The organism is Duganella alba, assembly GCF_009674495.1.
Classification (GTDB): Bacteria; Pseudomonadota; Gammaproteobacteria; order Burkholderiales; family Burkholderiaceae_D; genus Rugamonas; species Rugamonas alba.
In genome coordinates this window covers 13597-35523 of sequence record NZ_WKJN01000031.1, presented here as the reverse complement: position 1 = coordinate 35523, position 21927 = coordinate 13597, and the positions used below count along the sequence as shown (strand labels likewise).

Sequence of the window (21927 nt, the reverse complement as noted above, 5' to 3'; positions counted from 1 at the left end):
TCACGCGCGCGGCGCCGGCCGCGCGCTTTCATTTTGGAGAGTCCATGAATCGTATGAAGACCCTGGCGCTCAGCGTCGCTTTGATCGGCGCACTCCACGCGCCAGCCTACGCCCAGCGCGCCAAGACCGGCGCCACGCCCGATGCCGCGCCGGAAATCGCCACCGGTTACGCCGACAAGGTCGGCAAGTCCTCGCAAAAATTCATGGTGGCCGCCGCCAATCCGCTGGCCACGCAGGCCGGCTATCAAGTGCTGAAGCAGGGCGGCGCCGCGATCGACGCCGCCATCGCCGTGCAGATGGTGCTGACGCTGGTGGAGCCGCAATCGTCCGGCATCGGCGGCGGTTCCTTCCTGGTGTACTCGGACGGCAAGCGCGTGCAATCCTACGACGGCCGCGAAACCGCGCCCGCCGCCGCGGACGAACATCTGTTCCAGGACAAGGACGGCAAGCCGCTGTCGCGCGAAGCGGGCATCGTCGGCGGCCGTTCGGTCGGCGCGCCGGGCGTGCTGCGCATGCTGGAGCTGGCGCACAAGCAGCACGGCAAGCTGCCGTGGAAGGTGCTGTTCCAGCCGGCGATCGAGCTGGCCGAAAACGGCTTTGCCGTCAGCCCGCGCCTGAATGCGCTGATCTCGCATGACAAATTCCTGGCGCGCGATCCGGTGGCGCGCGCCTACTTCTTCGATGCGGACGGCCAGCCACGCGCGGTCGGTTACATCCTGAAGAATCCCGAACTGGCGCGCACGCTGCGCGAAATCGCTGACGGCGGCGCCGACGCCTTCTACAGAGGCCGCATCGCCAACGACATCGCCGCCAAGGTGGCCGCGCACCCGACCAATCCGGGCAAGCTGACCGCCGCCGACATCGCCGGCTACCAGGCCAGGGAACGTGCGCCGATCTGCAGCGATTATAAAAAATGGACCGTCTGCGGCGCGCCGCCGCCATCGTCCGGCGGCATCGCCATCGCGCAGATGCTGGGCATCCTGGAGTACAAGGACATCAGTCCTTACAAGCCGGTGAATGGCCAGCTGACGGCGGAAGGCATTCACCTGTTCACCGAAGCAGGGCGCCTGGCGTTCGCCGACCGTAACCGCTACGTCGCCGACACCGACTTCATTCCGCTGCCCGGCAAGGGCGTGAGCGCCATGCTGGACAAAGGCTACCTGAAGCAGCGCGCGTCGCTGATCGGCGAGCAGTCGATGGGCACCGCGCCGTATGGCCCGCCGGCCACGATGCAGGTTGCATGGGGCACCGACAACGCGATCCAGACGCCATCCACCTCGCACTTCGTGGCGGTGGACAAATTTGGCGCCGGCATGTCGATGACCACGTCGGTGGAAGACGCCTTCGGCGCGCGCCAGATGGTTGACGGCTTCATGCTGAATAATCAGCTGACCGATTTCTCCTTCGATTCGCAGGATGCGGACGGCCCGATCGCCAACCGCGTGCAGGCCGGCAAACGTCCGCGCAGCGCGATGTCGCCGACGCTGGTGTTCGACAAGGGCACGCACAAGCTGGTGCTGGCCACCGGTTCGCCGGGCGGTTCGGCCATCATCAACTACGTGGCCAAGGTGCTGGTCGGCACGCTGGACTGGAACCTGAATGTGCAGCAGGCCATCAGCCTGCCCAATATCGGCAGCCGCAATGGTCCGACCGAGCTCGAAGCAGGGCGCGTCAGCCGAGACGTCGTCGCGCAGCTGAAGGCGCGCGGCCACGACATCCGCGAATATGACCAGAACTCCGGCCTGCAAGGCATCCAGCGCCGCACCGTCAACGGCAAGGAGGAATGGTTTGGCGGCGCCGATCCGCGCCGCGAAGGCGTGGTGCTGGGCGACTGATCTGGCGCAAATAATTGGTAATTAATTGATAAGTTTAATTTTTAATTAAGCTAAACTTGGAACCGTCTGCAATCCTGCTCCGACGGTGCCAAGATGAAGTTCCTGCCCCTGCTGTTTCTGGCGGATGCGCTGCTGTTGCAGTGGCTGGGCGGCGCCTACGCCAGCGGCTTTGGCGGGCATCCCGACGAGGCGGCGCATTTCGTCTCGTCGGTGATGGTGCATGACTTCCTGATCCATCCCGGCGCCGGCCATCCCATGGCCTTTGCGCAGCAGTTCTATCTCCATTATCCCAAGGTCGCCATCGGTAACTGGCCGCCGCTGCTGCATGGTCTGCTGGCCTTGTGGTATCTGGTGTTCGGCGTGTCGCGCGCGTCGGCGCTGGTGCTGATGGCGGTGTTCGCGGCGCTGACGGCCACGCTGATGGCGTATGCGGGCCGGCGCTTGCTGTCGCCGTCCGCGGGCTGGTTTGCCGGCGGCGTGTATCTGGCGCTGCCGCTGGTGCAGGAGTCCGCAACCGTCGTCATGACCGAGCATCTGGTCACGCTGCTGATATTGGCCGGCACCCTGGCCTTTGCCCGTTTCGCGCGCAGCCGCCGCAGCGCCGACGCACTGCTGTTTGGCGTGCTGGCGTCGGCGGCCATCCTCACGCGCGGCAGCGCCTGGGCGCTGGCGCTGGTGCCACCCATCGTCATCGTACTGACGGGCGACTGGCGGTTGCTGCGCAATTGGCGGCTTTGGCTGGCGGCGCTGGTGGTCGGCGTGCTGTGCGTGCCGTGGTACGTCGCCACGCGCGGCATGGCGCCGAACGCCATGGTCGGCATCGATCCCGGCGCACCCGCCGCGTTCTTCCGGCAGGCGGCGGCGTTCTTCCCGCTGGCGGCATTCCACGCCATCGGCCTGTCGCTAGCGCTACTCGCCGCGCTGGGCGTCTGGCGCGCGCTGCTGAAACGCCAGCCGGACGCGGGGAGGCGACCGGCCGAGTGGCCGGCGCTGGCCGCGATGTGCATCGGCGTGTTGCTGATCCAGTGCCTGGTGCCGGCCGGCATAGAAAGCCGCTACATGCTGCAACTGCTGCCGGCGGTGCTGCTGTTTGCCGCCGCCGGCCTGGAGTGGCTGTCAACATTCGGCGCGCGCCATGTACTGTGGGCCGTCGCCAGCGTCGTCATTCTGCTGACGGTCTTTCACCTGCCGGACGCGATGCGCAACAGCGGCTACGACCGCGTCGCCGGCGACCTGGCAGGGCAGGCCACGCCGACGCTGCTGCTGATTTCCGACGCGCGCGGTGAAGGCAGCATGATCGCCGCTGTCGCGCTGCGCGATCATCGCCCGCACACGCTGGCGCTACGCGGCAGCAAACTGCTGGTCAGCGAGGACTGGCTGGGTCGCGCCAGCCATCCCCGTTTCGCCGATGCGCCGGCAATGCGCGCCATGCTGGACGCCATCCCCGTCAACGCCGTCATGATCGATCACGCCATCGAACCGGCGCAGGCGCGCGCCTACCACCAGCAGATCGAACAACTGATCAAGTCTCATCCCGAAGACTGGCGGCTGTTCGCCAGCTACGACATCACCCGCTACGGCCGCCTGCAAGCGCGCGCCGTGGAGGTCTACCTGCGCCGCGACCATGGCGCGCAAGCAGTCAACCTGGCCTACGTCGGCCGGCTCATGCAACGCAATTGAAAGGGACGCGCCATGCAAGCCGATACCCTGTCTCGCAGTCTCCCGCGCCAGCCTGGCCGCTTCCGCGACTACCTGGCCATCGCGCGCTTCGACCACAGTACAAAGCACATCTTCATCCTGCCCGGCATGATGCTGGCGTACCTGCTGCGCGGCGTCCACACCGCGCAGCTTGGCCTGGACCTGTTGCTTGGCCTGATGGCCGCTGTCGCCATCGCCTGCGCCAACTACTGCATCAACGAGTGGCTGGACAGCGCCTTCGACCGCCACCATCCCACCAAGTCCCAGCGCGCATCGGTGCAGCGCGACCTCAAAGGAAAATGGGTGTTCACCGAATGGCTGCTGTTCCTCGGCGCCGGGCTGTTGTGCGCATGGCAGGCCAGTGCGACGCTGCTGCTGGTGGCCACGCTGTTCGCGCTACAGGGCGTGGTCTACAACGTCCAGCCGCTGCGCACCAAGGACAAGGCCTACCTCGACGTGCTGTCGGAGTCGGTCAACAATCCGCTGCGGTTGCTGATCGGCTGGGTCATCATCGATCCCGGCTCGCTGCCGCCGTCGTCGGTGATCCTGGCCTACTGGTTCGGTGGCGCCTTCCTGATGGCCGCGAAACGCTATTCCGAATACCGCGAAATCGTCGCCACGCACGGCCGCGAACTACTGGTACGCTACCGCGCCAGCTTTGCCGGCTACGGCGAAACCTCGCTCAACGTCTCGTGCTTTACCTACGGGCTGTTGTCCAACTTCTTCCTGGCCGTGTTCCTGATCAAATACCGCATCGAATACCTGCTGCTGATGCCTTTCATCACCGCGCTGTTCGCGCAATACCTGGCGCTGGCGATGCAGTCCGGGTCGTCGGCGCAGGCGCCGGAAAAGCTGTTCCGGGAACGCGGCCTGCTGCTGATCGTCGCCTGCGTCGCCATCACCTTCGGTGTCGCCACCTTTGTCGACATCCCGGCGTTTGTCTGGCTTTCCGAACAACGCTTCATCGGCTTGCCCTAGCATGGACTGGAGCGCCATCGAACTGGTTGTCTTCGACGTCGACGGCACCTTGTACGACCAGCGGCGCCTGCGTCTCCGGATGACGCGCGACCTGCTGCTGCACGCCTTGCGCAACCGCCGCCTGGACGAACTGCGCGTCCTGGCCGCATACCGCACGCTGCGCGAGCAACTGGCGCAGCGGGAAGTGCACGATTTCGAAGGCGTGCTGCTGGCACAGGCGGCGCGGCGCGCCGGGCTGCCGCCGGCGTCGGTGGCGGCAATCGCCGCCGAGTGGCTGGAGCGGCGGCCCCTGTCCTATCTGCCCGCCTGCCGCTATCCGGGCGTGGCGGAACTGTTCCAGCGCCTGCGCGCACGCGGCAAGCGCATCGCCATCCTGTCCGACTATCCGGCGCAGGCCAAGCTGCGCACCGTGGGGCTGGACGCCGACATCATTGTCTGCGCCGCCGATGTCGGCGTCCTCAAACCCCATCCGCGCGGCTTGCAGCACGTGATGGACCTGGCCGGCGCCAGGCCCGCCGCCACCCTGATGATAGGCGACCGTCCGGAGCGCGACGGCGCCGCCGCCCGCCGTTGCGGCGCCCATGCGCTGATCAAGTCGCGCCGCCGGTTGCCAGGCTGGCAAACCTTTGCCAGCTACCGCGACGTCCGGTTCACCGTGCAGCTATGAAAACCGCGTAGACCCTGCTAATCTTGCAAGATGGGACTACAAAAGAAAACAGGCTTGATCCTGACCGGCGGCGGCGCGCGGGCGGCTTACCAGGTTGGCGTGCTGCAGGCGATTTCCGAGATTTTATGGGAGGAGGGCTGGCCCCCGGCCCGGAATCCGTTTGACATCATCTGCGGCACCTCGGCCGGCGCCATCAACGCCACGGCGTTGGCCTGCCGGGCCGACAATTTCGGCGAGGGCGTGCAAAAGCTGCTCGACGTCTGGCAGAACATCGAGGTCGAACAGGTCTACCGCGCCGACTCCCTGGGCGTGATCCGTTCCGGCGCGCGCTGGCTGTCGTTGCTGTCTTTCGGCTGGCTGCTGCGCAAATGGCGCGCCGCGCCGCCAGCCTCGCTGCTGGACAATACACCGCTGGTCGGCCTGCTGCACCGCATGCTGGACCTGCCGCGCCTGGACGCCGTGCTGCAGGAAGGGCTGCTGCACGCGCTGGCCGTCACCGCCTCGTCCTACACCGCCGGCAATCACCTGACGTTCTACCAGACCGCCGCCGACATCGCGCCGTGGATACGCATGCAGCGCGTGGCGTTGCAGGACCAGATCGGCGTCGAGCACCTGCTGGCGTCGTCGGCGATCCCGTTCATCTTCCCGGCCACGCCGCTGTACATGGGCGGCCACCGCGAATACTGCGGCGACGGCTCGATGCGCCAGCTGGCGCCGATCTCGCCGGCCATCCATCTCGGCGCCAGCAAGGTGCTGGTGGTGGGCGCCGGACGGCTGACCGAACCGTCGCGCAGCGCCGCCGAAAAGAACGCCGCCCGCTATCCGAGCCTGGCGCAGATCGCCGGCCATGCCTTGTCGTCGATCTTCCTCGACGGCCTGGCGGTCGACATCGAGCGGCTGGAGCGCATCAACAAGACGCTGTCGATGCTGCCGCCGGAATACCTGGAGCAGACGCCGCTCAAGCCGGTCAAGCTGCTGGTGATCGCGCCGTCCGAACGGCTGGACGATATCGCCACGCGCCACATCGGCAGCCTGCCGGCGCCGATCCGCACCATGTTGTCCGGCATCGGCGCCACCGAGGCGCGCGGCGCGGCGCTGGCTTCCTACCTGCTGTTTGAATCGACCTACACCTGCGAGTTGATACGCCTCGGCCAGCGCGACACCTTCGCGCGCAAGAGCGACGTGCTGGCCTTCTTTGAATCGTGACGCATGCGCTGTTTTAAACGCTTCTGCCATTGGCTGCTGTTGCCGGCCCTGCTGCTGTGGGAAACCACGGCATGGGCCGGCGCGCCGCCGCGCACCCTGCGTTTTGAACAGCTCAGCGTGGAGCATGGCCTGGCGCAGGAAACCGTGCTGGCCATCGCCCAGGACCGCCAGGGCTTCATCTGGCTCGGCACCCAGGCCGGCCTGACGCGCTTCGACGGCTACCGCACCATCACCTACAAGAGCGCGGTGTCCGACCCGAATAGCCTGGTGGACAACTGGGTGCGGGTGCTGCACCTGGACCGCTCCGGCCAGCTGTGGATCGGCACCGACGGCGGCCTGGATCGCTACGACTCGGCCAGCAAGACCTTCACCCACTTCCTGCCGCGCGAATCGGCGCAGCGCGGCAACGGCAACCGCCACGTGCGCGCGATCGCCGACGATGGCCTGGGCGGCCTGTGGATCGCCAGCGCCGACGGCCTGCATCACTTCGACCCGGCCAGCAAGCGCTTCACCACCTGGCACCACGATCCGGCCGATGCCGGCAGCCTGTCCAACGACCACGTGGCGGCGCTGGCGCGCGACGCGGCCGGCCGCCTGTGGGTCGGCACCGCGTCGGGCCTGGACATGCTGCCGCCGGGCGGCGCCAAGTTCGAGCACTACGCCATCGACGCCGGCGGCGACAGCAAATTCAATTCGGTGGTCGCGCTGCAGGTGGACAGCGCGCAGACGCTGTGGGTCGGCACCCAGGGAGGCCTGGAGCAATGGCGCCTGCTGGGCAAGGAGCCGCAGCGCCGCCGCCTCGGTGCGCGCGAGGGATTGCAGCCGGGCGTCAGCATCACCGCGCTGTATGAGGACGGCGAGGGCAATCTGTGGGCCGGCTCGCTGGCCGATGGCCTGTTCCGCTGGCTGCCGTCGGAAGAGCGGCTGGTGCAGTACCGCCACCAGGTCGGCGACACGCACAGCGTGGCGGACAACCAGATCTCGGCGCTGTTCCGCGACCGCGTCGGCACCTTCTGGGTCGGCACCTGGAACGATGGCGTCAGCCGGGTCGACATGGGCAGCGGCGGCTTCGCCCGCATCGTGCGCCAGTCGGAGCAGCCCAACCCGCTGTCGGACAACAAGATACGCGCCATCCTGCCCGACGGCCACGGCAAGCTGTGGCTGGGCAGCAGCGGCGGCCTGAATCTGTACGATCCTGTGACCGGCGAAAGCAAGGTGTGGCGCCACGATCCGAAACACGCCAACAGCATCAGCGACGACCAGGTCACCTCGCTGTGGCGCGAGAAGAACGGCAACCTGTGGCTGGGCGGCCCGGCCGGGGTCAATCACCTGAACCTGGCCACCGGCGCGATCCGCGCGCTGTCCTTCGTGCGCGGCGATCCGGCCAGCGACACCATCCGCAACATCGTGCAGGATCACAGCGGCATCCTGTGGATCGCCTCGCGCGGCGGCCTGCACCGGCTCGACCCGCAGACCATGGAAGTGCGCACCTTCCGCCACGACCCGTCCGACATCGCCAGCCTGTCCGACAACGTGGTGCGGCCGATCCTGGAGGACCGCAGCGGCCAGCTGTGGGTCGGCACCTTCAACGGCCTCGATCTGCTGGACCGCAAGACCGGCAAGTTCCGCCACTTCCGCCGCGACCCCGCCGATCCGTACAGCCTCAGTCACGACGAAGTGCACTACCTGTACCAGGACGCGCGCGGCACCATCTGGGTCGGCACCGCGGCGGGCCTGAACCGGATGGAGGTGGCGGCGGACGGCGGCGTCAGGTTCCGCCGCTACGTGCGCAAGGACGGCATCGCCGACGACGCCATCGCCTCGATCCTGCCGGACGACGCGGGTAATCTCTGGTTGAGCACCAACAGCGGGCTGTCGCGCCTGAATGTCGAAACGGGCCTGGTGCGCAACTACAGCGGCGCCGATGGCACCATCGAAGGCGCCTACTTCGACGGCGCGGCGCTGCGCACGCCGGACGGCACGCTGTACTTCGGCGGTTTCAACGGCATCACCGCGTTCGCGCCGGGCGAGGTGCGCGAAAACAGCGTGGCGCCGACGGTGGCCATCACCGATTTCCAGATCTTTAACAAGTCGCTCAAACCGGGGCAGGGCGAGCATCCGGACGTGCTGAAGACCGCCATCGAGCACACCAGCGCACTGACGCTGCTGGAGGAGGATTCCGTGTTCTCGCTGGAGTTCGCCGCGCTGCACTACGCGGCGCCGCAGCGCAACCGCTTCGCCTACCAGCTGCAAGGCTTTGACGAGGACTGGGTGGTCACCGACGCCACCAAGCGCTTCGCCACCTACACCAATCTGGACCCGGGCAAGTACCTGTTCCGCGTGAAGGCGGCCAACAAGGACGGCATCTGGAACGACAACGCCGCCACGCTGGAGATCACCATCCGGCCGCCGTTCTGGAAGACCTGGTGGTTCCGCACGCTGGTGTTGCTGGCGGCGCTGGGCGCGGCCTACGCCGTCTATCACGCGCGCGTGCGCAGCCTGCGCCATCAGCAACTGCGGCTGGAACACCTGGTGGGATCGCGCACGGCCGAAGTGGAGCACAAGAACCAGCAGCTGCAACATCAGAAGCACGAACTGGAACGCCGGCGGCTGGAAGCGGAGGCGCAGCGCGCCGAGGCCGAGCAGCGCCGCATCGACACCGAGCGGCAGAAGGAGGAAGTGGAGCAGGCGCACCGCAATATCTCCGTGCTGAGCGAGCTGGGACGCGAGATGAGCGCCTCGCTGGACATGGAAACCACCATGCAGACGCTGTACCGCCACGTCAATCACCTGATGAACGCGCAGATCTTCGGCATCGGTTTCGTGCGCGAGGAACTGGGCGTGATCGACTTCCCGTTCGCCATCGAGGGCGGCGTGCGCACCTTGCCGTATCAGCGCCGGCTCGACCAGCCGAACCAGCTGGCCGTGTGGTGCCTGACCCAGCGCAAGCCGATCTTCATCAACGACTTCCAGAAAGAGTACCGCGACTACATGGACGAATCCGGCCTGGCGTCGCTGGCGCCGTGCGTGCGCGAGGATGGCGTGAGTTCGGAGGCGGCGAACTCGATGATGTACGCGCCGCTGATCGTCGGCGACAAGGTGGTCGGCCTGCTCAGCGTGCAGAGCACGGAGCGCAACAGCTACCAGCGCATCCACATGGACATGCTGCAAACGCTGGCGTCCCACGCCGCCGCCGGCCTGGAAAACGCGCGCGCCTACCAGCAGCTGGAAGAAACGCTGCAAACACTGCGCCACACGCGCGACCAGCTGATGGCGCAGGAACGCCAGGTGCGGCTGCATACCGAGGAGCTGGCGCTGGCCAACCGCGCCTTGCAGGACAACGAGGAGCGCCTGCGCTACGCCAAGAAGAAGGCGGAAGACGCCACGCGCCAGAAGTCCGAATTCCTGGCCAATATGAGCCACGAGATGCGCACGCCGCTGGCCGGCGTGATCGGCATGCTGGGCTTCGCGCTGCGCGACGCCAGCCTGGCGGAGGGCACGCGCGAGCAGATCCTGCGTGGCCAGGCCAATGCGCAGTCGCTGCTGTCCATCATCAACGACCTGCTGGACTTCTCCAAGATCGAAGCGGGCAAGCTGACCATCGAGAACATCGATTTCTCGCTGTCGTCGGCGGTGGAGAATGTGGTCAGCCTCTTTGAAGAACAGGCGGCCGCGCACAGCGTCGGCTTCCGCATGGAGTTCGACGACGGCCTGCCGCAGTTCGTGGTGGGCGATCCGACCCGCTTGCGGCAGGTGCTGGTCAACCTGGTCGGCAACGCCTTCAAGTTCACCCGCGAGGGGATGGTGACGATGCGCGTCGAACGCGTGCCGGATGACGCGAACGATGATGGCGGCGACAATCGCATCCGCTTCAGCGTTTCCGACACCGGCATCGGCATCGAAGCCGATGCGATCCCGCGCCTGTTCCAGCAGTTCGAACAGGCCGACGCCTCGACCACGCGGCGCTACGGCGGCACCGGTCTGGGACTGGCGATCTGCCGCCAGCTGGTGGAGCTGATGGGTGGCAGCATCAACGCCGTCAGCACGCCGGGCGAGGGCAGCACCTTCCTGTTCGAACTGCCGCTGCCGAACGGCGTGGCGCCGCCGCTGGTGCCGCAGGTGCCGCGCGAGCCGCACAGCCATCAGTTGAAGGTGCTGTGCGCGGAAGACTTCCCGACCAACCAGATCATCATCCGCATGATGCTGGAAGACCTGGGCCACAAGGTGGACATCGCGGCCAACGGCGCGCTGGCGGTCAAGGCCTGCTCGCTGACGCGCTACGACCTGATACTGATGGACGGCCGCATGCCGGAAATGGACGGCGCCAGCGCCACGCGGCTGATCCGTTCCGGCGGCCCGGAATTCGCGCCGGTGCGCGACCAGGAACTGATGATCATCGCGCTGACCGCCAACGCCAGCGAGGAAGACCGCAGCCGCTACCTGGCCTCCGGCATGGACGATTTCCTCACCAAGCCGATCGACGAGGATAAATTGCACTTTCAGTTAAGCCGCGCGATTGAGCGTCAGTTGCAGCGCGGCTTCCAGTTGCCGCGCATGCAGCCGCGCCGCAATCCGGCCGCCGGCACGCCGGAACTCGATTCGATGTTCGGCGTGGCGCCGGCCGCGCTGGAGACCTCGCGCCTGACGCAGCACAGCGGCGGCGCCAGCGACCTGAAAGCGCGGCTGCGCAGCGCCTTCCATCAGGACGCGCCGCTGCGGCTGGCGGACCTGGAACAGGCCCTGGTGGAGCGCGACAGCGAGACCGCCAGTCGCCTGCTGCACGGCATGAAGGGCAGCGCCGGCTACCTGGAGGAACAGGAGCTGCAGGCGCTGTGCGGCGACCTCGAACTGGAGGCGGATCACGGCAACTGGGCGCAGGTGGAATCGGCCATGCCGCTGCTGCGCCGCCTGCTGGAAAGGGCACGCGCAACTAGCACGCTGTAAGGTGTATCTTTCTCTGTCCTGGACGTTGCAAGAATCGGTGTTTGATGTAATATCGTTACTACACGACATAGGGAGCCACATGAAAGTTCTGGTAGTGGACGATGATGTCGTCTCACGAATGGTGTTGATGCACCTGATCGACAGTTGCGGCAGTTTCGACATCGTCGAAGCGGAGGACGGCGCCGACGCCTGGCAGCAGTTGGAGGATGGTCTGCGGCCGGCCATCTGCTTCTGCGACCTGCGCATGCCGCGCCTGTCGGGCATCGAACTGCTGCAGCGGGTGAAAGCGCATGCGGAGTTGAACAGCATGCCGTTCGTGCTGGTCACCTCGGCCAACGACAAGGACACCGTGCAGGAAGCCACCAAGGCCGGCGCCGCCGGCTATATCGTCAAGCCGTTCCAGGCGGAGCAGGTGCGCGTGCACCTGGTGGGTTTCCTCGACCAGGCGGCCAGCGGCTACGAACATCTGGCCGAAGCGCCGGCCGATACCTTGCGCCGCCTGGGCATCAACGCCGAGCGGCTGCTGGTCTACCTCAGCGGTTTCCAGAACCAGCTGACGGCCGCCGCCACCGATCTGGAAGCGGTGCTGGCCAAGGGCGATCAGCAGGATGCGCGGGTGCGCATCGAGCGCCTGCACGCCGGCTGCGTCACGCTGGGCCTGCACGGCGCGGCGGCGGCGCTGAAGAGCTTCGCAGCGGACCGCCTGTCGAACGAGGAAGTGCAGGCCGTGCTGGCGGATGTGGTGCGCGCCGTGATCCACCAGGCGGGCCTGGTCCGCCAGGACGGCGGCTGATACCATGTATACCACTTGATGTCGGAATAGTTTAGGCTTAAAGTATCTGCGATGCAGTGGATACCTATCGACTTCCGACTTCAGGACGATCATGAACCAAGCCCTCGCAGCCAGCGCCTACACCGATCATTTCGCGCGCGACCATCTGCCGCCGGCGGAATGGTGGCCGGAATTGCGCTTCGACCTCCCCGAACTTCAGTATCCGCCGCGCCTCAACTGCGCGGCGCTGCTGCTGGATGACGGCGCGCGCGCCCATCCCGAACGCATCGCCATCCGCGGCGCGCAGGAAGAATGGACCTACGCCCAGTTGCGGCAGCAGGTCGACCGCATCGCCAACGTGCTGCGCGGCCCCATGCGGCTGGAGACCGGCAATCGCGTGCTGCTGCGCGGCGCCAACAGCCCGCTGATGGCGGCCTGCATCCTGGCGGTGTTCAAGGCCGGCCTGATCGCCGTGCCGACCATGCCGCTGCTGCGCGCGCGCGAACTGGGCGCCATCGCCAACAAGGCGCAGGTGAACGCGGTGCTGTGCGCGGACAGCCTGTGCGCCGAACTGGCGGCGGCCGAACTGCCCGCCGCCGCCCGCGCCAACAGCCTGACGTTCGATGCGCTGCAGGCGCAGATGGCGGATCAATCCGCGCACTTCGACGCGGTCGACACATCGGCCGACGACGTGTGCCTGATCAGCTTCACCTCCGGCACCACCGGCGTCCCCAAGGGCACCATGCATTTCCATCGCGACGTGATGGTGATCTGCGATTGCTTCCCGCGCTCGGTGCTGCAATCGCAGCGCAGCGACATCTTCATCGGCACGCCGCCGCTGGCGTTCACCTTCGGCCTGGGCGGACTGCTGCTGTTTCCCCTGCGCGTGGGCGCCACGGCCGTGCTGCTGGAAAAGCTGACGCCGGAAACTCTGCTGAAAGCGATAGAGACGCAGCGCGCCACGGTGTGTTTTACCGCACCCACGTTTTATCGCCAGATGGCGGTGCTGGCGGACCGGTTCGACCTCTCCAGCCTGACGAAAAGCGTGTCGGCCGGCGAAGCGCTGCCGCTGGCCACGCGCGAAAGCTGGCGCCAGGCGACCGGCCTGACCATGATCGACGGCATCGGTGCAACGGAGCTGCTGCACATCTTCATCTCCGCCGCCGGCGACAAGGTGCGGCCCGGCGCGACCGGCAAGCCGGTGCCGGGCTACCAGGCCTGCATCCTCGATCATCAGGGCAATCCGGTCGGCGCGGGCGTGATCGGGCGGCTGGCCGTGAAAGGCCCGACCGGTTGCCGCTACCTGGCCGACGAGCGACAGCAGGACTATGTGCTCAACGGCTGGAACCTGACCGGCGACGCCTACGAGATGGATGCGGACGGCTACTTCTACTACCGCTCGCGCACCGACGACATGATCATCTCGGCCGGCTACAACATCGCCGGGCCGGAAGTGGAGGACGTGCTGCTGCGCCATCCCGCCGTGGCCGAATGCGGCGTGATCGGCAGGGCGGACGAGGAGCGCGGGCAGATCGTCGAAGCGCACGTGGTGCTGCGCGCCGGCTTTGCCGAGTCGCCGGCGCTGACGGCGCAGTTGCAGGAGTTTGTGAAGGAGCAGATCGCGCCGTACAAATATCCGCGTTCGATCAAATTCCTCAAGGCCTTGCCGCGCACCGAAACCGGCAAGCTGCAACGCTTCAAACTGCGCGATGAATGACATGAAGATTGTATGCATAGGCGGCGGTCCCGCAGGCTTGTACTTCGCACTGCTGATGAAGAAGCAGAATCCCGCGCACCAGATCACGGTGGTGGAGCGCAACCGTCCCTACGACACCTTCGGCTGGGGCGTGGTGTTTTCCGACCAGACGCTGGGCAACCTGGCCGAAGCCGACCCGCAGACCGCGCAAGCCATCGAGGCGTCGTTCAACCACTGGAACGATATCGATGTCTTCTTCAAGGGCGAGAAGGTGACGTCCGGCGGTCATGGCTTCTGCGGCATCGGCCGCAAGCACCTGCTGAACATCCTGCAGCATCGTTGCGAGGAGTTGGGCGTGTCGCTGGTGTTCGAAACCGACGTGACGGACGAACGGCAGTACGAGGCCGACCTGGTCATCGCCTCCGATGGCTTGAACAGCCGGATTCGCACACGTTATGCGGACAGCTATCAGCCGCAGATCGAGCAGCGTCATTGCCGCTTTGTGTGGCTGGGCACACGCAAGAAGTTTGACGCCTTCACCTTCGCGTTCAAGCAGACGGAGTTCGGCTGGTTCCAGGCGCACATCTACCAGTATGATGCCGACACCTCCACCTTCATCGTCGAAACGCCCGAGGAGGTGTGGCGCGCGGCGGGGCTGGAGGAGATGAGCCAGGAAGAGTCCATCGCCTTCTGCGAGCGCCTGTTTGCCGACCAGCTGGACGGCCACAAGCTGATGTCGAACGCCTCGCACTTGCGCGGCTCGGCCATGTGGATCAAGTTTCCGCGCATCGTCTGTGGACGCTGGGTGCACTGGAACGGCGCGGTGCCGGTGGTGCTGATGGGCGATGCCGCGCACACCGCGCATTACTCCATCGGTTCCGGCACCAAGCTGGCGCTGGAAGACGCCATCGAACTGGCGCGCTGCTTTGCCGCGCAGCCGGAGCTGGTCGCCGCGCTGGAAGCCTACAAGTCGGCGCGCGCGGTGGAAGTACTCAAGCTGCAAAACGCCGCCCGCAATTCGATGGAGTGGTTCGAAAACGTCGAACGCTACACGGCGATGGAAGTGCCGCAGTTTGCCTACTCGATGCTGACGCGCAGCCAGCGCCTGTCGCACGAAAACCTGCGCCTGCGCGACCCGGCCTATGTGTCTGACTACGAGAGCTGGTTCGCGCAGCGCGCCGCCGCACAGACCGGACAGCCGTCGCCCGCGGCCGTCGCAGCGGGCGCCAAACCAGCCGCTGCCGCCGGCGCCTCGCCGCCGACGGTGCCGCCCATGTTCACGCCATACCAGGTGCGCGGCCTGACGCTGAAAAACCGCATCCTGGTGTCGCCGATGGCGCAGTACAGTGCGGTGGACGGCGTGGTCGGCGACTACCACCTTGCGCATCTCGGCGCGCGCGCGCTGGGCGGCGCCGCGCTGGTGTTCGCCGAAATGACCTGCGTCTCCGCCGATGCGCGCATCACGCCGTTCTGTCCCGGCATGTACGCTCCGGAGCACACGCAGGCCTGGAAGCGCATCGTCGACTTCGTCCATCAGAACACGGATGCGGCGATTGCCGTGCAACTGGGCCATGCCGGCGCCAAAGGCTCCACGCGCGCCATGTGGGACGGCATCGACCGGCCGCTGGAGAAGGACAACTGGCCGCTGGTCTCCGCATCGCCGCAGCAGTACCTGCATGGCGTCTCGCAAACCGCGCGCGAAGCGACGGCGGACGACATGGACCGCATCCAGGCCGACTTTGTGCGCGCCACGCTGGCCGCCGACGCAGCAGGCTTCGACTGGCTGGAACTGCATTGCGCGCACGGCTACCTGCTGTCGTCCTTCATCTCGCCGCTGACCAACCAGCGCGACGACGACTATGGCGGCAGTCTTGAAAACCGTTGCCGCTATCCGCTGCGCGTGTTCGCGGCAATGCGCGCGGCATGGCCGGCGCACAAGCCGATGAGCGTGCGCATCTCCGCGCACGACTGGGTGGAAGGCGGCATCACGCCGGATGACGCGGTGCGGATCGCGCGCCTGTTCAAGGCCGCCGGCGCGGACATGATCGACTGCTCGTCGGGGCAGGTCAGCAAAAAGGAAAAACCGGTGTATGGCCGCATGTTCCAGACACCGTTTGCGGACCGCGTCCGCAACGAAGCCGGCATCGGCGCCATCGCCGTGGGATCGATCTACGAAGCGGACCACGCCAACAGCATCATCGCCGCCGGCCGCGCGGACCTGTGCGCGGTGGGGCGTCCACACCTGGCCAATCCGGCGTGGACGCTGACGGAAGCGGCGCGTATCGGCTACAAAACCATCGCGTGGCCAAAGCAGTACCTGGCGGGCAAACAACAAATGGAAAGAAATTATGGAAGATGAAGAACAACTGGATCTCGCCAGCCGGCTGACGAACGACCACCACCAGTCGCTCAAGCTGTGGCTGCGGATGCTGTCGTGCACCGTCAAGATCGAGAACGAAATCCGCAGCCGCCTGCGCGCCACCTTCGGCATCACGCTGCCGCGCTTCGATCTGATGGCGCAGTTGGAGCGCTACCCGCAAGGCTTGCGCATGGGCGAGCTGTCCAAGCGCATGATGGTCACGGGCGGCAACGTCACCGGCATCACCGACCAGCTGGAGCTGGAAAAGCTGGTGGTGCGCGTGCCGGATCCCAAGGACGGCCGCGCCTACAGCGTCAAGCTCACGCCGGCGGGCCGCAAGGCCTTCGCCACCATGGCGGCGGTGCACGAAGGCTGGCTGACCGAAATGCTGCAGGATATTCCCGGCGCCGACAAGGCGCAGCTGCTGGAACTGCTGTCCGACATGAAGCAGAAACTGAGGACCGCTCCATGAGATACCTACCCGGCGAACCGCAACAGCTGCCCGGCAACCGCACGTCGCTGGCGGGCTACCAGGCCAGCCACTTCCTGTTCGAAGTGAGCGATGGCGTCGCCACGCTGACGCTGGACCGTCCCGAGCGCAAAAATCCGCTGACGTTCGAATCCTACGCCGAGCTGCGCGACCTGTTTCGCGCGCTGGCGTATGCGGACGATGTGAAAGCCGTGGTGCTCACCGGCGCGGGCGAAAACTTCTGCTCCGGCGGCGACGTGCACGACATCATCGGCCCGCTGACCAGGCTGGATATGCCCGGCATGCTGGCCTTCACGCGCATGACGGGCGACCTGGTGAAAGCCATGCGCCACTGTCCGCAACCGATCATCGCGGCGGTGGACGGCGTGTGCGCCGGCGCCGGCGCCATTCTCGCGCTGGCGTCCGACATCCGCCTCGGCACGGCGCGCAGCAAGACCGCGTTCCTGTTCACGCGCGTTGGCCTGGCCGGCGCCGACATGGGCGCCTGCGCGCTGCTGCCGCGCGTGATCGGACAGGGACGCGCGGCGGAGCTGCTGTACACCGGACGTTCGATGTCCGGCGCGGAGGCCGAGCGCTGGGGCTTCTTCAACAGCGTGCAGGAACCGGAGGCCTTGCTGGCCGCCGCGCGCGGCTTCGCGCAGGGACTGGCCGACGGCCCGACCTTCGCGCACGGCATGACCAAGAAAATGCTGCAACAGGAATGGAATATGGGCGTGGACCAAGCCATCGAGGCGGAAGCGCAGGCGCAGGCCATCTGCATGGCCACCAACGATTTCCATCGCGCGTATCACGCCTTCGTGGCCAAGCAAAAACCACAATTCGAGGGCGACTGATGAGCGACAAGGATTATCTGGCCTGGCCATTCTTTGAACCGCGACACGCCGCGCTGGAACAGGCGCTGGACGCATGGGTCGCGCAGCACATCGCGCATGGCCATGCACAGGATGTGGACGCGGCCTGCCGCCAGCTGGTGCGCCAGCTCGGCGAGGGCGGCTGGCTGCGCCACGCCATCGGCGGCACCGCATACGGCGGCGCCGGCGACAGCATCGACACGCGCGCCATCTGCCTGATCCGCGAAACGCTGGCGCGCCACAACGGCCTGGCCGACTTTGCGTTCGCCATGCAGGGACTGGGTTCCGGCGCCATCAGCCTGTTCGGCAGCGATGACAACCGCGCCGCGTACCTGCCGCGCGTGGCGCGCGGCGAGGCGATAGCGGCGTTCGCGCTGTCCGAGCCGCAGGCCGGTTCCGACGTCGCCGCCATGCAGTGCGCGGCGGTGCGCGACGGCGACGATTACGTGCTCAATGGCGAGAAGACCTGGATTTCCAACGGCGGCATCGCCGACTTCTACGTGGTGTTTGCGCGCACCGGCGAGCAGCCCGGCGCGCGCGGCATCAGCGCCTTCATCGTCGATGCCGATGCGCCGGGCCTGGTGATCACCGAGCGTATCCAGGTCATCGCGCCGCATCCGCTGGCGCGCCTGCAATTCACCGATTGCCGCGTCCCGGCCGGCAAGCGGCTGGGCGAGGCGGGGCAGGGCTTCAAGGTGGCGATGGCGACGCTGGATGTGTTCCGTACCTCGGTGGCGGCGGCGGCGCTGGGCTTCGCGCGGCGCGCGCTGGAGGAGGCGATGCAGCGCGCCACGCAGCGCCAGATGTTCGGCCAGGTGCTGGCCGACTTCCAGCTGACGCAGGCCAGGCTGGCCGACATGGCGACCGGCATCGACACTTCGGCGCTGCTGACTTATCGCGCCGCCTGGCAACGCGACCAAGGGCGCAAGGTCACCAAGGAGGCGGCGATGGCCAAGCTGCACGCCACCGAAACGGCGCAGCAGGTAATCGACGCCGCGCTGCAGATGTTCGGCGGCCTGGGCGTGGTCAGCGGCCAGGTGGTCGAGACGCTGTACCGCGAAATCCGCGCGCTGCGCATCTACGAAGGCGCGACCGAAGTGCAGCAACTGATCATCGCACGCGAACTGCTGAAGGAGACATGATGGAGATCTTGCAACCGCCAGGCTGGGCGCGCCCGCGCGGCTATTCGAACGGCGTGGCCGCCAGCGGCCGCCTGGTGTTTGTCAGCGGCATGATCGGCTGGGACGGCGACGGCGTGTTCCACACCGACGATTTCGCCGGCCAGGTGCGGCAGGCGCTGCTCAACATCGTCGCCGTGCTGAAGGAGGCCGGAGCCGGGCCGGAACACATCGCGCGCATGACCTGGTACGTGGTGGACAAGGACGAATACCAGGCCGCCTACAAGGACATCGGCGTGGCCTACCGCGCGATCATCGGCGCCCACTATCCGGCCATGACGGCGGTGCAGGTGGCGGCGCTGGTGGAGCCGCGCGCCAAGGTGGAGATCGAGGTCACGGCCGTCATATCCTGATACAAAATGTGTACCTCGCACATTGTCATATATGTTATGTTTATGCAATTGCATAGAAACTATCAGGAGATTGGAATGTATTTCAGGAATTGTTTGATTGCCGGTGGCAGTGCCGCGCTGTTCCTCGTCAGCGGCGCGGCAGTTGCCGCGACGGGCAGCACGGGAACGGCCTCGTTCGACCTGGCGGCCCTGACCAATCGGCTGATCAGCGACACCAGCAATTTCAGCGGTTGGACTTACCTGAGCCAGGCCTCGGCCCAGGCCGGCGGCGCCGGTCAGACGCTGAGCAACAACGGCCCCGATCTGACGGCCGCCGCCAGCGCCGCAGCCAAGGGCTACACCCAGGCCGGCCTGATAGGCGCCGAGGCTTACAATGGCGTGGTCAGCAGCGCCTTCCAGCAGGTCACCACGACCTTTGAACTGGCGCCGGGCCAGCACTTCGTGTATTCGGTGCCGTACACGCTGTCGATTACCCAGCAGTCCGCGGCGCAGCGCATCGATCTCGGCGTGGCCTTCCGTTTCGAGACGCTCGACACCGATGGCAGCCTGGCGCAGACTTACTCCACGTCCAGCTGGATGAATCCCTCGCACAACGGCACCTTGTCCAGCGTGCTGGATATTGACGTCACCAATAACCGCGCGACGCCGTTGACGGTCACCTTCAACGGTTTCCTGCGCGCCGAGAACTACGCTGCCGCTGTGCCGGAGCCGGCCAGCTACACCCTGATGTTGCTGGGCATGGCCAGCCTGGCGCTGGTGCGGCGCCGTTCGCGGCCGCGCTGATTACCGGCGGGCCGCCGGCGCCGCCTGACCCTCGGCCAGATGGACCGGCGCCGCCTGCGCGCCGGGGGCGGCCGGCGCCACCGCCGGCGCCAACACTTCCCGCAGCATCAGCGCCGCCGAGCGGCTGATGTGATTGTCATCCACGTACAAGGACGTGTGCTGCGCATACAGCGGGCAGAATTCCTTGCCACACAGCTTGCTTCCCACATCCAGGATTTGCGCCTTATGGGCGCGCTCCAGGCTCTCAAACACTTGCCGCACGTAGGCCTGGCGCTGTTCGAAGTCGCTGCGCGACACACCGGCCGGGCACGGATGGCCGAAGTAGGTGCACAGCGCCAGTTCGCGCGGCACATGGATGCGCTGCTCGGGAATGTAGGCGGCGATGTACACCTGGCGCGGATTCAGCGCCGCGATCGTCGCTTCCCAGCGGCGGGTGAAGACGCGCTTGTTTTCCTCGTAGCCGACGCTGGTGGACTGGTCATCGGTGATGAACATGCCGTCGGCCATGAAGGCGCCGAAGCGGCGCCCCTCGGCCGCGCTCGGCCAGCGGCCAATCAGCAGCACGCGCTGGATCGACGGGGTGTGCTTGATCAGGTCGATGCTGGCCTGGATGAAGGCCTTGCAGTTGCTGACGCGCTTGCTGCTGGCGTCCACCACGTCCAGCATCGCCAGGCAGCCGGAGGCGGTCAGCACCAGGCCGCGCTGGCCGCGTTCCTCGGCCAGCGCGGCCACGCCCGGCATGAAGGCGTCGCCGAAGCTGTCGCCCATCACGGCGAAGCTTGGCGCCACGTTGTCCGGGCCGATACTGCAGACGTCGCCCTGCTGCACCTGCGGCACGCTGCGGCGGTCGCATTGCTGGCGCATCGGGTTGATGTCATTGGCCGAGCTGGCCAGGCGCAGCACATTGTCCGGCATGCGCTGCGGCACGCCGTTGGCCAGGTAGATCAGGCCGCCGATGCCGACCGTCAGCATGGTCGCCACCGCGCCCTGCGCGAACAGCACCTTGCGCGGGCCGCCGGCGCGGCGCAGGCGAAACGGCGTTTCGATGTAGCGGTAGGACAGCCAGGCCAGCAAGAAGGACAGGCCGATCACCAGCACCTGCTCGGGCAGCGTGAAGGCGCGCCCCAGCCAGTAGCGGTAGAACACGATCACCGGCCAGTGCCACAGGTACAGCGAATACGAGATCTTGCCGATGCCGACCAGCGGCGCGCTGCCCAGCAGGCGGCCGGCGGCGGTGTCGCGGCCATAGTAGATCAGCAGGCCGGCGCCCAGGCACGGCAGCAGCGCCGACAGGCCGGGGAACACCACGCTGCTGGTGTAGAACAGGCTGGCGCCGAGGATCATGACGATGCCGGCGGCGGCCAGCAGTTCGCGGCCGCGGCGCGGGGTGGCGGCGGCCGGCGGCAGGATCGCCAGCGCGATGATGGAACCGGTCAGCAGTTCCCACACGCGGTACAGCGGCACGTAGAAGGCGGTGTCGTGGTCGCGGTAGGCCATCCAGGCGGCAGCCGCCAGCGAGGCCAGGAACAGGCCGACGATGCATGCGCGCCAGCGCCGCACGCGGGTCTTCAGCAGGTACAGCAGCGGCGGGAAGAAGATGTAGAACTGTTCCTCGACCGACAGCGACCAGGTGTGCAGCAGCGGCTTGAGCTCGGCGTCGAAGTCGAAATAGCCGCCTTCGCTCCAGAACATCAGGTTGGAGAAGAACAGCGAGGACGAGATAAAGCTCTTGCCGAACTGGCGGAAGTCGGCCGGGATGAACATCAGGCCGGCAAACACCAGCGCCACCGTCAGCATCGCAAACAGCGCCGGGAAGATGCGGCGGATGCGGCGCTCGTAGAAATCGACAATCGAGAAGCGCTGCTTGTCGATGTCGGCGGCGATGATGGAGGTGATCAAAAAGCCGGAAATGACGAAGAAGACGTCGACCCCGACAAAGCCGCCGGACAGCGCTGTGAAGCCGGCGTGGAACAGGACCACCGGCAGCACGGCCAGCGTGCGCAGGCCGTCGATGTCGGGACGGTAAGCCATATGCGCGGCGGGCGCGGTCGGTGCTGCGGTGGCGGACTGGGACATGTTCAATTCAGAAGAGGTTGCTTGGGGTGGCATGGCGCCGG

General features: G+C 66.7%; 15 protein-coding genes. 14 read left to right on the top strand and 1 reads right to left on the bottom strand.

Annotation, left to right across the window (positions count from 1 at the left end; all coding sequences use genetic code 11):
- Positions 1-44: 44 nt before the first annotated feature.
- From ggt to GJ695_RS23730, 14 genes are all read left to right on the top strand, one after another.
- Positions 45-1835, top strand: coding sequence for a gamma-glutamyltransferase (ggt, locus tag GJ695_RS23795; RefSeq protein WP_154369195.1), 1791 nt, complete (start codon positions 45-47; stop codon positions 1833-1835).
- A gap of 93 nt (positions 1836-1928) precedes the next feature.
- Positions 1929-3515 carry an ArnT family glycosyltransferase gene (locus tag GJ695_RS23790; protein WP_154369193.1) on the top strand — a complete coding sequence of 529 codons (1587 nt, stop codon included), beginning with the start codon at positions 1929-1931 and terminating at the stop codon, positions 3513-3515.
- A 12-nt stretch (positions 3516-3527) separates the two neighbouring features.
- The gene (locus tag GJ695_RS23785; protein ID WP_154369191.1) at positions 3528-4511 is read left to right on the top strand and encodes a UbiA family prenyltransferase; all 984 of its coding nucleotides are present in this window, start codon (positions 3528-3530) and stop codon (positions 4509-4511) included.
- A 1-nt stretch (position 4512) separates the two neighbouring features.
- A complete protein-coding gene (locus tag GJ695_RS23780; RefSeq protein WP_154369189.1) occupies positions 4513-5178 on the top strand; it encodes an HAD family hydrolase in 666 nt (221 codons plus the stop codon).
- Positions 5179-5208: 30 nt separating this feature from the next.
- A complete protein-coding gene (locus GJ695_RS23775) occupies positions 5209-6384 on the top strand; it encodes a patatin-like phospholipase family protein (RefSeq protein WP_154369187.1) in 1176 nt (391 codons plus the stop codon).
- 3 nt (positions 6385-6387) lie between these two features.
- Complete coding sequence (locus tag GJ695_RS23770) at positions 6388-11328, top strand: two-component regulator propeller domain-containing protein (protein ID WP_154369185.1); 4941 nt, start codon at positions 6388-6390, stop codon at positions 11326-11328.
- 79 nt (positions 11329-11407) lie between these two features.
- Positions 11408-12121 carry a response regulator gene (locus GJ695_RS23765; protein ID WP_154369183.1) on the top strand — a complete coding sequence of 238 codons (714 nt, stop codon included), beginning with the start codon at positions 11408-11410 and terminating at the stop codon, positions 12119-12121.
- Positions 12122-12212: 91 nt separating this feature from the next.
- Positions 12213-13817, top strand: coding sequence for an AMP-binding protein (locus tag GJ695_RS23760; protein ID WP_154369181.1), 1605 nt, complete (start codon positions 12213-12215; stop codon positions 13815-13817).
- A 1-nt stretch (position 13818) separates the two neighbouring features.
- Complete coding sequence (locus GJ695_RS23755) at positions 13819-16155, top strand: bifunctional salicylyl-CoA 5-hydroxylase/oxidoreductase (RefSeq protein ID WP_154369179.1); 2337 nt, start codon at positions 13819-13821, stop codon at positions 16153-16155.
- On the top strand, positions 16145-16627 hold the full coding sequence (locus tag GJ695_RS23750) for a MarR family winged helix-turn-helix transcriptional regulator (protein WP_154369177.1): 483 nt from the start codon (positions 16145-16147) through the stop codon (positions 16625-16627). Before GJ695_RS23755 ends, GJ695_RS23750 begins: the two co-directional genes overlap by 11 nt.
- Positions 16624-17478: an enoyl-CoA hydratase family protein gene (locus tag GJ695_RS23745; RefSeq protein ID WP_154369176.1), complete on the top strand. Its 855-nt coding sequence runs from the start codon at positions 16624-16626 to the stop codon at positions 17476-17478. The genes GJ695_RS23750 and GJ695_RS23745 overlap by 4 nt, the downstream gene beginning before the upstream one ends.
- A complete protein-coding gene (locus GJ695_RS23740) occupies positions 17478-18638 on the top strand; it encodes an acyl-CoA dehydrogenase family protein (protein WP_154369175.1) in 1161 nt (386 codons plus the stop codon). Before GJ695_RS23745 ends, GJ695_RS23740 begins: the two co-directional genes overlap by 1 nt.
- Positions 18638-19027 carry a RidA family protein gene (locus GJ695_RS23735; RefSeq protein WP_154369255.1) on the top strand — a complete coding sequence of 130 codons (390 nt, stop codon included), beginning with the start codon at positions 18638-18640 and terminating at the stop codon, positions 19025-19027. The genes GJ695_RS23740 and GJ695_RS23735 overlap by 1 nt, the downstream gene beginning before the upstream one ends.
- A 75-nt stretch (positions 19028-19102) precedes the next feature.
- The gene (locus tag GJ695_RS23730) at positions 19103-19810 is read left to right on the top strand and encodes a PEP-CTERM sorting domain-containing protein (RefSeq protein WP_166455316.1); all 708 of its coding nucleotides are present in this window, start codon (positions 19103-19105) and stop codon (positions 19808-19810) included.
- Here GJ695_RS23730 and GJ695_RS23725 read toward each other — a convergent pair whose 3' ends face one another.
- Complete coding sequence (locus tag GJ695_RS23725; RefSeq protein ID WP_166455315.1) at positions 19811-21886, bottom strand: acyltransferase family protein; 2076 nt, start codon at positions 21884-21886, stop codon at positions 19811-19813.
- Positions 21887-21927: the final 41 nt, after the last annotated feature.